10 protein-coding genes are annotated in these 12,193 nt (G+C 72.5%); all 10 read right to left on the reverse strand.

The features are described from left to right. Positions 1-166: 166 nt before the first annotated feature. On the reverse strand, positions 167-982 hold the full coding sequence (locus tag R6Y94_RS36400; RefSeq protein WP_318396386.1) for a class I SAM-dependent methyltransferase: 816 nt from the start codon (positions 980-982) through the stop codon (positions 167-169). Positions 983-1,119: 137 nt separating this feature from the next. Further along, positions 1,120-2,016, reverse strand: coding sequence for an ABC transporter ATP-binding protein (locus tag R6Y94_RS36405; protein ID WP_318396387.1), 897 nt, complete (start codon positions 2,014-2,016; stop codon positions 1,120-1,122). Next, positions 2,016-2,777 (reverse strand): ABC transporter ATP-binding protein, encoded by a 762-nt coding sequence (locus R6Y94_RS36410; protein ID WP_318396388.1) that lies wholly within the window; start codon positions 2,775-2,777, stop codon positions 2,016-2,018. Before R6Y94_RS36410 ends, R6Y94_RS36405 begins: the two co-directional genes overlap by 1 nt. Further along, on the reverse strand, positions 2,774-3,841 hold the full coding sequence (locus tag R6Y94_RS36415) for a branched-chain amino acid ABC transporter permease (RefSeq protein ID WP_318396389.1): 1,068 nt from the start codon (positions 3,839-3,841) through the stop codon (positions 2,774-2,776). The genes R6Y94_RS36410 and R6Y94_RS36415 overlap by 4 nt, the downstream gene beginning before the upstream one ends. Continuing rightward, positions 3,838-4,755, reverse strand: coding sequence for a branched-chain amino acid ABC transporter permease (locus R6Y94_RS36420; protein ID WP_318396390.1), 918 nt, complete (start codon positions 4,753-4,755; stop codon positions 3,838-3,840). Before R6Y94_RS36420 ends, R6Y94_RS36415 begins: the two co-directional genes overlap by 4 nt. Further along, positions 4,752-5,951 carry an ABC transporter substrate-binding protein gene (locus tag R6Y94_RS36425; protein ID WP_318396391.1) on the reverse strand — a complete coding sequence of 400 codons (1,200 nt, stop codon included), beginning with the start codon at positions 5,949-5,951 and terminating at the stop codon, positions 4,752-4,754. Before R6Y94_RS36425 ends, R6Y94_RS36420 begins: the two co-directional genes overlap by 4 nt. Before the next feature lie 193 nt (positions 5,952-6,144). After that, a complete protein-coding gene (locus R6Y94_RS36430; protein ID WP_318396450.1) occupies positions 6,145-6,522 on the reverse strand; it encodes a roadblock/LC7 domain-containing protein in 378 nt (125 codons plus the stop codon). A gap of 20 nt (positions 6,523-6,542) precedes the next feature. Further along, a complete protein-coding gene (locus R6Y94_RS36435; RefSeq protein ID WP_318396392.1) occupies positions 6,543-9,092 on the reverse strand; it encodes a nitrate- and nitrite sensing domain-containing protein in 2,550 nt (849 codons plus the stop codon). A gap of 310 nt (positions 9,093-9,402) precedes the next feature. Beyond that, positions 9,403-10,035, reverse strand: coding sequence for a helix-turn-helix transcriptional regulator (locus tag R6Y94_RS36440; RefSeq protein ID WP_318396393.1), 633 nt, complete (start codon positions 10,033-10,035; stop codon positions 9,403-9,405). Between the two features lie 518 nt (positions 10,036-10,553). Next, complete coding sequence (locus R6Y94_RS36445; RefSeq protein WP_318396394.1) at positions 10,554-11,846, reverse strand: cytochrome P450; 1,293 nt, start codon at positions 11,844-11,846, stop codon at positions 10,554-10,556. Positions 11,847-12,193: the final 347 nt, after the last annotated feature.

Genomic DNA, 12,193 nt, shown 5'->3' on the forward strand with positions numbered 1-12,193 from the left:
AGCCCGCGCGCGTTAGGGTGGGGCGGGGGGGGCCGGGCGGTCGACCGTAGCGCTCCGGTCGACCGCCGGACCGGCCAGCCGGATCGGCGGGTCCTGCGGTCATGCCGCCGGGGAGGGAGCGGCCGCCGTCGGCCCCGACTCGCCGCCCGCTGGCGCGGAAAAATGCTCAGTTCACACAGCCCCGGCTCGGCCGCCGGCCCCGGGTGGAGACGAACTGGTACGACAGCGAGGCGAAGGCCGGGTCCTTGGCGAGTTCGCGGAACCCCTCCAACTGGTTCGGGGAGAGTCCGGTGGCGAGCAGCCGGGGTTCGAGCTGGCGGGAGTTCGTCTCGTGCAGCGAGGCCCCGGTCGAGCCGCCCGGCCAGCTCTGCGAGTGGGTGATGGTGTCCACGTCGGTCAGCCCGGCCAGCACCATCTCGGTGTGTACGTCCTGCGCCCAGGCCAGGTCGGCGCCCCGGTCCTGGAGGATGCCGAGGGTCGCCTCCATCACCTGCTGGAAGAGCTTCGCCGCGTCGTCGGTCGGCGCGGCCAGCACCCGCAGCCCGGCGGTGCAGTCGAACTCCTCGACGACCAGGGCGCCGCCCGGGGCGAGCGCACCGATCAGCTCGGCGAGTACCCGTCGCCGCTCCGGCAGGTGCAGCAGGACCAGCCGGGCGTGGATGACGTCGAACGGGCCGCCCTCCGGCGCGCCGGTCCGGACGTCGTGCTGGCGTACGACGAGGTTGTGTTCCGGCTCCAGCCGGGACGGTTCGATGTCGGTCGCGATGACCAGCCCGGTGGGTCCGACGACCCGGGCCATGTGCCGGGCGATCGAACCGCCCCCGGCGCCCAGCTCCCAGCACCTCGCGCCGGGGATCAGCACCGGGGCGAGCCGCTCCGCCGTTATCGGATCGAGGAACGACTCCAGCGCCCGCATCTGCGCCTCGGCCTCCGGAGAGCGGTTGTCGAACGCGTAGCTGCTCTTGACAGGGGTGGCAGTCACGATCGGTACCTCCTTCGTGATGATCTGTGACGACAATCCGGGCACGCGTCATCGCGCGTCAGCACCGGAGGAACGTGGGGGTACCGGTGCCGACACGGAGGTCAGCGGTGCGACGAACGTCGGGATCCGACGGGTTCTCAGGGTGCGGGTGACGAAGAGGATGTGGTCGGGGCGGCCCTGGGGTCCGCCGAGGGGTCGGAATCAGACACGAGCGTGCCCGGGCCTCCCGTTGGCCCGGAGCGGGCGGAGTCGGGACCGGTCGGGACCGTGGACTCCTGGCCGGACGGGACCGGTCCGGTCCCTGCCGGCGTGGCCGCGCCCGCCACACTGAGTACCGCCTCCACCGGGGCGGGGTCGGCGCGCACGGCGGCCGTCGAGTCCGCGAAGACCAGCCGGCCGTAGTCCAGCACCGCGATCCGGTCGGCGACCTCGATCGCGTGCTGGAGCTGTTGTTCGACGAGCAGGATGCACAACCCGGCCCCGGCGAGCCGGGTCACGAGTTCCCGGACCCGGGCCGCCAGGTCCGGGGCGAGCCCCTCGCCCGGTTCGTCGAGGAGCAGCACCCGGGGCTGGGTGAGTAGGGCCCGGGCGATGGCAAGCATCTGCTGCTCCCCGCCGGAGAGCTGGTTGCCCCGGTGACCCAACCGCTCGGCCAGCCGGGGCAGCAGTTCCAGCACTCCCGGGACCGTCCAGTTCGGACCGGACCGCGACCGGCCACGGCGGCGCAGCGAGGCGGCCAGCGTCAGGTGCTCGGAGACGGTCAGCCGCGGAAACACCCGGCGCCCCTGCGGCACCAGGCCGACGCCGGCCCGGGCCACCCGGTGCGCCGGCTTGCCGGCCAGGTCCGCGCCGTCGACCGAGACGATTCCCCGGTACGGCCGCAGCAGGCCGGCGACGGCGTGCACCAGGGTGCTCTTGCCGGCGCCGTTGCGGCCGACCAGCGCCTGCACCGTACCGACCGGCACCTCGAGGTCGACGTCGTGCAGCACGGTACCGCCGTCGTAGCCGGCGCGGAGGCCCTGCACCCGCAGCATCACCGCACCGCCTCGGCGTACGCCCGCCGGACGGCGGGTGCGTGGCGGATCTCGTCCGGCTCGCCGCTGGCGACCAGCCGCCCGTCGTGCAGCACGGTGACCGTGTCCGCCAGCGCGTACACCAGGTCCAGCCGGTGCTCCACCAGCAGCACCGACACGTCCCGGGGCAGTTCCGCCAGCAGCTCGGCCAGCCGGTGCACCTCCACTCCGGAGAGTCCGGCGGCCGGCTCGTCGAGCAGCAGCAGGCGGGGACGGCCGGCCAACGCCATCGCGATCTCCAGTTGGCGCCGCTCCCCGTGCGACAGGTGTGCCGCCGTGGTCGACGCCGTGCCGGCGAGTCCGACCCGGTCGAGCAGGGCCAGGGCGGGCCCGCGCAGCCGCCGCCGGAACCGGTTCCGGGAGCGTACGTCCCAGAACCCGCCGGCCTGGTGCCAGCCGGCGACCACGACGTTCTCCAGTGCGGTCAGCGACGGCCAGACGGCCGGACGCTGGTGGATCCGGCCGATCCCGATCCGGGCCCGCCGGGCCGGGCCGAGCCGGGTGATGTCCTGGCCGGCGAAGCGGATCCGCCCGCCGTCGACCCGGGTCGCCCCGCCGATCAGGTCGAGCAGGGTGGTCTTGCCGGCGCCGTTCGGCCCGATCAGGGCATGCCGCTCGCCGTCGGCGACCCGGAGGTCCACCCGGTTCACCGCGATCAGCGAGCCGTACCGGCGGACCACCGCCTCGGCCGTGAGCAGTGGTGTCGTCGCGAGTGCCGTCATCGCGTCTCCCCGCTCGTCGGTGCGGCCCCGACGGGTTCGCCCCGGGACGGGCGGCCCTGGATTCCCGTCCCGGGGCGATCCCCCGGCCCGGTCCGGCCCCGCGAACGGGACCTGACCAGGTTGGCGAGTTCGGTCGAGAAACCGGCCACGCCACGGGGGAAGAGATAGGCGGTCAGCACGAAGAGACCGCCGAGCAGCAGCGGCGCGTACCCGGGCAGCAGGCCGGAGAGCCAGTCCCGTACCGCGATCACCAGGGCGGTACCGACGATCGCGCCGCCGATCGACGCCGCACCACCGATCACCACGCCGAGCAGCAGCAGTGCGGAGACGTCGAAGCCGAAGTCGGCCGGCGAGACGTACTGCTGTGCGGTGATCAGCAGCGAGCCGGCGACCCCCGCCACCGCCCCGGCCCCGACGAAGGTCACCGCCAGGTAGCCGGTGACCCGGTGTCCGGAGGCGCGGGTCCGCGCCTCGTCGTCCCGGCTGGCCCGCAACAGCAGCCCTGCCGGCGTACGCAACAGCATCACCATGGCCGCTATCACCACCCCGACGACGACCAGCGTGTACAGATAGCGTGCGCGGTCGCTGGCCAGCGGAGCCATGCCCCAGACGGGCTGGATCGCCGGGATTCCGGCGAGCCCGTCGGTCCCTCCGGTGACGGAGGTCCACCGACCGGCGGCGGTCACCGTCAGTTCACCGATGGCCAGGGTAATCATCAGGACGACCACGCCTCGGGCGTACACCACCAGCGGCACGGTGAGAAGGGCGAACAGCGCGCCGGCCGCCGCCCCGGTGAGCACCTGCACCACCCCGATCGACGAGACGTGCATCGCGACCAGGGCGCTGGCGTACGCACCGGCGGCGTACGGCCCGGTCTGGCCGAGCGTGGGCAGCCCGGCCAGCCCGGTCAGCAGCGCCACGCTCACCCCGACCAGCCCCAGCACCAGGGTGCGGGCGAAGAGCGAGGTGGTGTAGGCGTCCACGGACCAGGGCACCGCGACGGCGACGGCGAGCAGTCCGGCTCCCCCGGCCCGGGCCAGCCAGCGCCGGGCGGCCGGGGTCATGTCGTACCCCCTGGTCGGAGCCGCAGGAACCGACCGGGCAGCCCACGGGCCCGGACGGCGAGCACCAGAGCCATCGCCGCGAAGAGCAGGAACGGCGCGGCGGTCGGCGCCAGCGAGACGCCGAGACTCTGGATCTCGCCGACGGCGAGGGCGGCCACCAGCGTGCCCTGGACCGAGCCGAGGCCGCCGAGCACCACCACGACCAGCGAGAGCAGCAGCACGGTGTCGCCGGTGGTCGGCGCCGGACCGATGATCGGCGCGCCGAGCACCCCGGCGGCACCGGCCAGCGCGCCGGCCGCGGCGAGCACGCCGAGCCGGATCCGGGCCGGGTTCACCCCCAGACAGGCGACCATGTCGGCGTCGTCGACCGCCGCCCGAACCAGCATCCCGGCCCGGGTCTTGGTCACCGCCAGCCAGAGCAGCACCGCGATCACCGCGGCCACCCCGATGAAGACCAGCCGGTACGCCGCGTACCGGTGCCCGGCCACCTCCACCGAGCGGTCCAGCGCGGCGGGGATCCGCACCGGAAGGCTGTCCGGGCCGAACGCCGTGACCAGCAGGGCGCCCCCGGCCAGCGCCACTCCGAAGGTCAGCAGCGCCTGGGTCAGGTGGTCACGCCGGGCGACCGGCGCGAGCAGGCCCGCGAGCAGGCCTCCCGCACCGGCCGCCGCCAGCGTTCCCACGCCCAGGGCGAGCAGCAGGCTGCCCCAGCCGCCGTCCAGCAGCGCCGCGGCGAGGTACGCGCCGATCGCGTACAGCAGCCCGTGCGCCAGGTTGAGGATGTTGGCCACGCCGAAGCAGAACACCAACCCGGACGCCGCGACGAAGAGCAGCAACCCGTAGGCGACACCGTCCAGAGCCGGGATCAGGTACGGGTCGACCGGGCCGAGGACCCGCGCCGATTCGAGCATCATCCGCCCACGGTCGCCAGGTCACCGACGACGGTGTTGGAGAGTGCGCGCCCGTCCTGCCGGACCTGCCGCAGATACCACTTCTGCACCGGCGAGTGCGTCTCCTTGGAGAACTGCCAGGTGCCGCGCGGGCTGTCGATCTGGCCGAGTCCGGCGATCGCCTTGTTGATCTCCTCCGGGGTGGGGTTGTCGCCGGCCGCGCCGATCGCCTTGTCCAGCACCGCCGCCGCGTCGTAGGAGGCCATCGCGTAGGTGGTGGGCGAACCGTCGTGGTTCTCCTTCCAGGCCGCCACGAAGGAGCGGTTCTCGGCGTTGTCCAGGTCGGGCGAGTAGTTGAGTACGGAGTAGATGTTCCGGGCCGCCTCGCCCTGTGCGTTCAGCACGCCGCCCTCGGTGAGGAAGCCGGCGGCGTAGAGCGGCAGGTCCTTGATCTCCGACTGGGCGTACTGCTTCACGAAGTCGACGGCGGCGGTACCGGCGTAGAAGGTGAAGACCGCCTCGGCACCGGATGCCTTGATCTTCGCGAAGTACGGCAGGAAGTTGGTGGTCTGCGGGAACGGCGTCCAGAGGGTCTTGCCGTCCGGGTTGGCGAGCTTGCCGCCGATCTCCTTGAAGGTGTCGGTGAAGCCGCGCAGCTCGTCCCAGCCGCCCTGGTAGTTCGGGCCGATCGCGAAGACCTCGCCCTTGACGTTGTCCCGGACGTACTCGGCGATCGCCGCGCCCGGCTCGTCGGAGAGGTAGGAGGTGAACCAGGACCGGGAGACGTCCTTCAGCCCCGGGTTGCCGTTGGAGCCGACGAACGGGATCTTCGCCTCGGCGAGCACCGGGGCGACCCCGGCCACCGAGCCGCCGCCGACGATCCCGGTGAGCGCCTGCACCCGGTCCTGTTTGATCAGCTTCGTGGCGGCGGGTACGGCGGTCTGCGCGCCGTTACCCTCGTCGGCGACGATCAGGTCGACCTTGTGGCCGCCGAGCTTGCCGTCGTGCATCCGCAGGTAGAGCTCGAAGCCGTCGCGGATCTCCGTGCCGACCGCCTCGTAGGTGCCGGAGAGCGAGGCGAGCAGACCGATCTTTATCGTGCCCGGCGTGCCGCCGGCGCCGTCGCCGCTGTTGCAGGCGCTACCGGCCACGGTCAACCCGAGGGCGAGCAGCGCGCCGGTCAGGGCGCGACGCCGGCTCGTACCGGTGGGGAAAGGCATGACTTCTCCAGTCGAGGGGTGAGAAAGGTTGTGGGGAAGGTGTGGTCGTGGGGTGGTGGCCGCCGGGCTGGCGGAGCCGGCCGGAGGGTGGTGCCGGGACGACGACTTTCGCGGGAGGCCGGCCCGGGCCACCTGGCGGTGCGGCGGCACGGTGTGTCGGAACTGGCTCCGGCCATCGGGCGCCGCGCCGCCGTCAGCGTCCCTGCGCCACCGCGGCGCGGGCCGCCGGCGTCAGTACGTCTCCAATCCGGTTCGCCAGTTCCGTCATCTCGTAGGAGACCTTGCCGACGTCGCAGGTGGGCGCCGCGAGGACCAGCAGCGAGGCACCGTCGTTGAACGCCATCGAGAACATGAAGCCGCCCTCGAGCTGGGTGACGTTGGAGATCACCGCGCCCGCTTCGAAGAAGCCCGCGGCGCCCCGGAGCAGGCTGACCAGGCCGCTGCCGGTGGCCGCGAGCTGGTCGGCCCGGTCCGGTGGCAGGTTCCGGGTGGACGCCACCATCAGGCCGTCGCTGGAGATGGCGATGGCGTGGCTGACCTCCGGGGCCCGCTCGACGAAACTGTCCAGCATCCAGCCGAGATCTCGTTGGTTCACGTAGTACTCCCTGTCGCGTCGCTTGTCGCCGAGGCGTTCACCAGCTTGGGACGGCGGGCGGCCACGCCCCGGGCGTAGGCGGCCATCGCGTTGGCCACTTCGGCCGGGTCGCGGTGCTCCGAGACCGGCTGCTGTTCGGGTGGCGGGGCGACGCCGCCCGGCACGAGGTGCCGCTGCGGCTGACGGATCGGGAGCCCGGACGGGGTGGTCCCGGAGATGTCCGGGTTGGCCAGCCCGGTGGCGGCCCGCCACCCCTCGTCGCCCCGGGTCTGCCAGCCCGTCGTGGCGTAGCCACCGTTGGATCCACCGGTCCCGTTGGACGCACCGACCGGCGGGCCGACCGGTTCGGGACTGACCCCCACTGGGCTGCTCGCGCCGTTGCCCGCGCCGTTGCCCGTGGACGCCCCGACCGGAGTGCCCGACCGGTCGGTACGGAACCAGTTGTTGACCTGCTCGAAGATGACCAGCTCCTGGGTCGGGTCGTCGCCCCGGTCGGCCCGCTGGGCCGCCGGCCGGAAGACCGACCCGGACGGCAGCGCCCGCTCCGAGGTCGGCCGCCGGGCCGGGCCGTTCGGGGTGACGGTCGACGAGGAGACCGGTACGGCGGTGCCGCGTGCCCGGCCCTCCGGCATCGCCGACAGCCGGCCCGGCGCCAGCAGTTGGGTCTCCGGCGGGACGGGGCGGATCAGCGTCGCCGGCAGCGAGATCTCGGCGATGGTGCCGAGCTTGGGACCCGGCCGTAGTTCGACAGCCACCCCGAGCCGACCGGCGAGTTGGCCGACCACGACCAGACCCATCGCCCGGACCGCCGCCACGTCGGTGGCCGGCGGCCGGGCCAGCAGGTCGTTGAGCTGTGCCAGCCGTTGCAGCGAGAGCCCCACACCCTCGTCGCTGACCTGCACGATGACCCGGTCGCCGAGGCTGCGCGCGGTCACCCATGCCTCGGTCTCCGGCGGCGAGTACGCGGTCGCGTTGTCCATCAGCTCGGCGAGCAGGTGCACCACCTCGTCGACCTTGTCGGCCGCGACCGCCACGTCCGGGTCGACGACGCCGATCCGGACCCGGGTGTAGTGCTCGATCTGCGACAGCGCCGCCTGCACGACCTTCTGCATCGGTACGTCCTCGTGGCGTACCCGCCCGACGCCCACACCGCCGAGCACGAGGAGGCTGGCGTTGATCCGTCCCATCCGGGTCGCCAGGCTGTCCAGGGTGTAGAGCTGCTGTAGCCGTTCCGGGTCGGTCTCGTCCTGCTCGACCTTGTCCACCTGGGCCAGTACCGCGTCCACCAGCCGCTGCTCGCGGCGGCTGAGGTGGACGAAGATGTCCGCGGTGTTGGCCCGCATGACCGCCTGCTCGGCGGCGGTCCGCACGGCCGCCTGGTGTACGGCGGCGAACGCCTGGCCGACCTCGCCGATCTCGTCACCGCTGGACGCCTCCAGGGTGGAGGCGGACGCCCGGGCGAGGGCCTCCGGATGGATGCCGGCGCTGTCCAGGCTGCGCAGTTCGGCGACCATCGCCGGCAGTTCGGTGTACGCCACCGCGTGCGCCGCGTCCCGCAGTCGGCGCAGCCGTCGGGTGATCTGCCGGGCGACCGCCCAGGTGACCAGTACGGTCAGCAGCAGCGCGACCGCCATCGCGGCGCCCTCGGCGACGGCCCGCCAGCGTTGCTCCACCCGCGCCGCGTCCACCTCGGCCAGCACGGCGGAGTCGACCCGCTGCTGCACCTCGAACAGCCGGGCGGCCCAGCCCTGGGTGGCGCCGATCCAGGCGTTGGTCTCGACCTCCAGCGGGGCGCCGATCTCGGCCCGGGAGACCTGGTCCTGGAGGCGTTGCAGGGTGAGCGCCTCCTTGCCGCTGCCGGCCTGCTCCCACCAGACCTGCCACTGGCCGGGGGCGAGACCGAGGAAGGCCAGGCTGGATTCGGTGAAGCCGGTCCGGGCGGCGGTGATGTCCTGCTGCATCGCCGGGGTGAGCTGGCCGGCGGCGATCGCCCGTAGCACCGTCACCTGTTGCTGGCCGAGCGCCTCCGCGGTCTTCGACAGCGCGGCGGCGGCCCGGATCCCGTCGGCGACCTCGGCGGAGATCACGCCCTGGGCGATCGACTCCCGGTACGCGAGCAGGTCGGCGATGACGATCCGGTAGCTGAACGTGGTGGCGGAGACGGCCGCGTGTGCGGCGGTACGCACCTGGGTCCGCAGCGGCGACAGGTCGGCCAGCGCGTTGTCGATCCGGGCCAGTACGCTGCCCGGCCCGGCGGCCGGCTCGGGGGCGAGCGCCCGTTGCCGCTGGTAACGCGCGACGATCTCGTCGGTGGCGGCCGCCTGCCGGGCGTAGGTGTCCTGCTGCCGGGGCGTGGCGGCGGTCAGCAGGTCGGCCGCGGCCGCCCGTTCCCGCTGGAGCTGGTAGGCCAGCCGGCCGGCCTCGGCGCCCAGTTGGGCAAGTACGCCGAGGTCGCTGGCCTGCTCGGCCTGCCGGGCGCTGTCTGCCAGCGCCAGTCCGGCGAACCCGACGACCGCCACCAACGGCGCGGCCACGATGATGCGCATCCGAGAGGCGATCTTCCAGCCGCGTCGGCGTACGGGCTGGGGTCGGGCCGCGTGGGATCGGGTGGTCGAGGCCAAGACTGACTCCCACGGCTCGTCATCGAGGAGATCTGCATCTTGCAGTTAGCAAGTCCCATTGCGCCGGACCGGCGGGGCCGGGCAACAGGGTTAACCGTGGTACAAACAGCTCGTACCACTATCTGTACCCGCCGATGAACAGGCAGTTACTTCCGCAGGCAGCGATACCCGGGAGGCTGGTCGACGCGCTCGCCGACCCGCGTCTGCTGGTGCACGACAGTCAGGTGAGAGCGGTTCAGTGCCGGCGGCGCAGTGCGCCGACCCGACCTCGCCGGTGGGACTCGGCGAAGGGCCGGCGGGCCTCGCCGGGCGGCCGGCGCGACTCGGCCACCGGCTGCCGGGACTCCTCCGCCGACCGCGGGTCGTCCGGGTCGCCGGCGTCGTCGTCGTGCAACCGGTGCACCTGCGCCGCAAGGCGGTGCGCCTCCTCGGTGAGCCGGTGCACCTCCTCCGGCCGCCGGTCGGACTCCGCCGGGAAGTGCACCCGCAACATCTGGTCGATCAGGCCCCGCAGCTCGTCGATCGCGTCCACCACGGACTGTCGTTCCCCGACGGTGGACTCGACGGTGGACTCGGGGTCGGCCCCGGTCGGGTCCACCCGTCCGGCTGCGGCGCCGCGCGGCCCGCGCCGTCCGTCCGCGGCGATCTGCTCGACCGCCACCTGCGGCCAGAGCGCGGTGAGCAGACCCCCGGTCCCGAGTACGTCGTCACAACGCACCGCCAGCTCCTGGCTGCCGTACCGGCGGCCCGCCTCCACCGCCGCCACCGTCTCCCGGCTGAACCGTACGCGGTCGGCGAGGGCGCGCTGGGTCAGCCCCTTGCGGGTACGCCAGCGGCGCAGTTCGCGCTGGAACTGTCGGGTGGCCATCGACTCAGCGGTACCTGACGACGCAGCGTCCATTTGCTCACCTTCGTTGGTCAGCGATCCGATCACTCGCACCAGATCATGAGACGCGCAGCACAGATCATGACCCGGCATTTGCCGGGGCCAATTCTTACCTCCGCAGCGACGGGTGTGAAGCCTTACGCGCCACCTATCGTTGACGGTAAGTGAAAAACCTCGCACGCCGATCTACTTGACGGTACGAAAACGATCTACGAAGGAACGGACCACCACCGGTTGCCCGGATTCATCCCTTCCGCCGTGAGCGGCGAATGGCGACACTCCGCAATCATCGGTCGGAGACCGGAGACACCGGCCATCCGTCGATGTGACGATGTCGATCGATCCCTTGCGGCTCATTGACAGAGCGTGATCCGAGTCGGCCGACTCCGGCGCGCCCGGTCCGGCGTACCCGGATGCCCTGACCCGGCCCCGCCGTCAGCCGGGCCGGTATCGGCGGGCCGGGACTCGGGACGCGAATTGGCCGGTCGGCACGGGATCGGCTAGGCGGCACGGGCGGTAAGCGCGTCCGGTGGATCTTCCTGCCGTTCCCTCGGCGCACTGCCGATATCGACGACCGCGGGCAGCACCCGGTGCGCACGGAACGCGACATTGGGCTTGTAGGTACTTACGTGACCCGGCACCAGACGCAGGCCGGGAATTGCCTCCGCGAGCCGTACGAGCGCGATCCGGGCCTCGAGGCGGGCCAGTGCGGCACCGATGCAGAAATGCGGACCGTAACCGAAGGAGAGATGATCCTTGACGTCGTCCCGGTCCGGATCGAACCGATCCGGACCGGTGAACGTCGCCGGGTCGCGGTTCGCGGCGCCGATGAGCAGCAGGCACCGTTGGCCGGCCGGGATGGTGACGCCGCCGATGGTGACCGGTCGCAGGGTCACCCGCAGCCAGCCGTCGATGGCGGGACCGAACCGGAGCGCCTCTTCCAGGAAGGCCGGGACGCCGGCCGGGTCGTCGGCGATGCGTTCCCACCGTCCCGGCACGGACAGCGCCTGTTCCAGGCCGTGGGCGAGGAGTCCGGCGGTGGTCTCGTGGCCGGCGACGAGCAGGTTGAACGCCATGGAGGCGACCTCGCCGACGGTGAGGATCTCGTCGTCGCCGTCGCGGTAGCGCAGTGCCCGGGAGACGAAGTCGTCGCCGTCGAGGTCGCCGTCGGCGCGCTGGCCGACGAGGTCCTGGCAGTAGTGCCAGAAGTCGAGCAGGCCCTGGGCGAGGCGTACCTGTTCGGCGGGGTCGGGTTGGCCCCAGACGAGGGCGATCTGCCCGTCGGCCCACTGCCGGATCCGGGCCACGTCCCGATCGGGTACGCCGAGGATGTCCAGCACCACCAGCAGGGGCAGCAGGGCGGTGAACTCTCCGATCAGGTCGACGACCTCGCCCCGGCGGGCGGTGACGGCGTCGACGAGTTCGTCGACCCGGCGCCGCACGATCGGCCCGTACTGGGCGGCGACCCGGGGGCCGGTGTTGGCGAAGGTGGCCCGCAGCGCCCGCCTGGTGCGGGTGTGCACCGGAGAGTCGGCCGCGGCCGTCGTCGCTGGTACGTCGAGCCGCATCACGATCGCCAGCGCCTCGGGACACATCTCGTAGACCGGGGCCAGGGTGAGGGCGTTGCCGAAACTGTCCGCGTCCCCGAACGCCTGCCGGACGTGCTCGTGCCGGCTGATCAACCACATGCCCAGGTCCTCGGCGTAGTGCACGCTCTCCGGGCGGTCCAGCAGATCCCGCCACACCGTGGCCGGGTCGGTCAGATAGGTACCAGCGAACGGGCTGAGTTCCATGGCCGCCTCCTGGCCCACGCTCGGGCGCTGTCGTAGGGTTCCGATGGCAGGGCCCCGGCGGCAATAGTTGGCCCACCGGGAATGAGTTACCCCGTAACTCCCAACGACATCTGGAATCTCACGATGCGCTGCGGCCGACGGTAAGTCAAGGTATCGGCTTGTGCCATTGTATTGGCGCTCCGGCGCGACGACGGCCACACCCGGCCGGAGGCCGGCAAGATGCCAGATTGCAAGTTGCCACCTGCACTTTGCTGCCTGGTCACGCCCACTGGTCGACCGTCACGCCGCGTCACCGACCCCGATCCGGTCACGTCGCGCGTCGCGGTCTCCGCGTCCGGGCCTGGTAG

Source organism: Plantactinospora sp. KLBMP9567, from assembly GCF_033446045.1.
Lineage (GTDB): Bacteria > Actinomycetota > Actinomycetes > Mycobacteriales > Micromonosporaceae > Plantactinospora.

What these genes read in the sequence shown, in the direction of transcription:
- R6Y94_RS36405 (WP_318396387.1), bottom strand. Translation starts at nt 2,016, where the DNA reads ATGCTGCGGGTGCAGGGCCTCCGCGCCGGCTACGACGGCGGTACCGTG.
- R6Y94_RS36410 (WP_318396388.1), bottom strand. Translation starts at nt 2,777, where the DNA reads ATGACGGCACTCGCGACGACACCACTGCTCACGGCCGAGGCGGTGGTC.
- R6Y94_RS36415 (WP_318396389.1), bottom strand. Translation starts at nt 3,841, where the DNA reads ATGACCCCGGCCGCCCGGCGCTGGCTGGCCCGGGCCGGGGGAGCCGGA.
- R6Y94_RS36420 (WP_318396390.1), bottom strand. Translation starts at nt 4,755, where the DNA reads ATGATGCTCGAATCGGCGCGGGTCCTCGGCCCGGTCGACCCGTACCTG.
- R6Y94_RS36425 (WP_318396391.1), bottom strand. Translation starts at nt 5,951, where the DNA reads ATGCCTTTCCCCACCGGTACGAGCCGGCGTCGCGCCCTGACCGGCGCG.
- R6Y94_RS36430 (WP_318396450.1), bottom strand. Translation starts at nt 6,522, where the DNA reads ATGCTGGACAGTTTCGTCGAGCGGGCCCCGGAGGTCAGCCACGCCATC.
- R6Y94_RS36435 (WP_318396392.1), bottom strand. Translation starts at nt 9,092, where the DNA reads ATGCGCATCATCGTGGCCGCGCCGTTGGTGGCGGTCGTCGGGTTCGCC.
- R6Y94_RS36440 (WP_318396393.1), bottom strand. Translation starts at nt 10,035, where the DNA reads ATGGCCACCCGACAGTTCCAGCGCGAACTGCGCCGCTGGCGTACCCGC.
- R6Y94_RS36445 (WP_318396394.1), bottom strand. Translation starts at nt 11,846, where the DNA reads ATGGAACTCAGCCCGTTCGCTGGTACCTATCTGACCGACCCGGCCACG.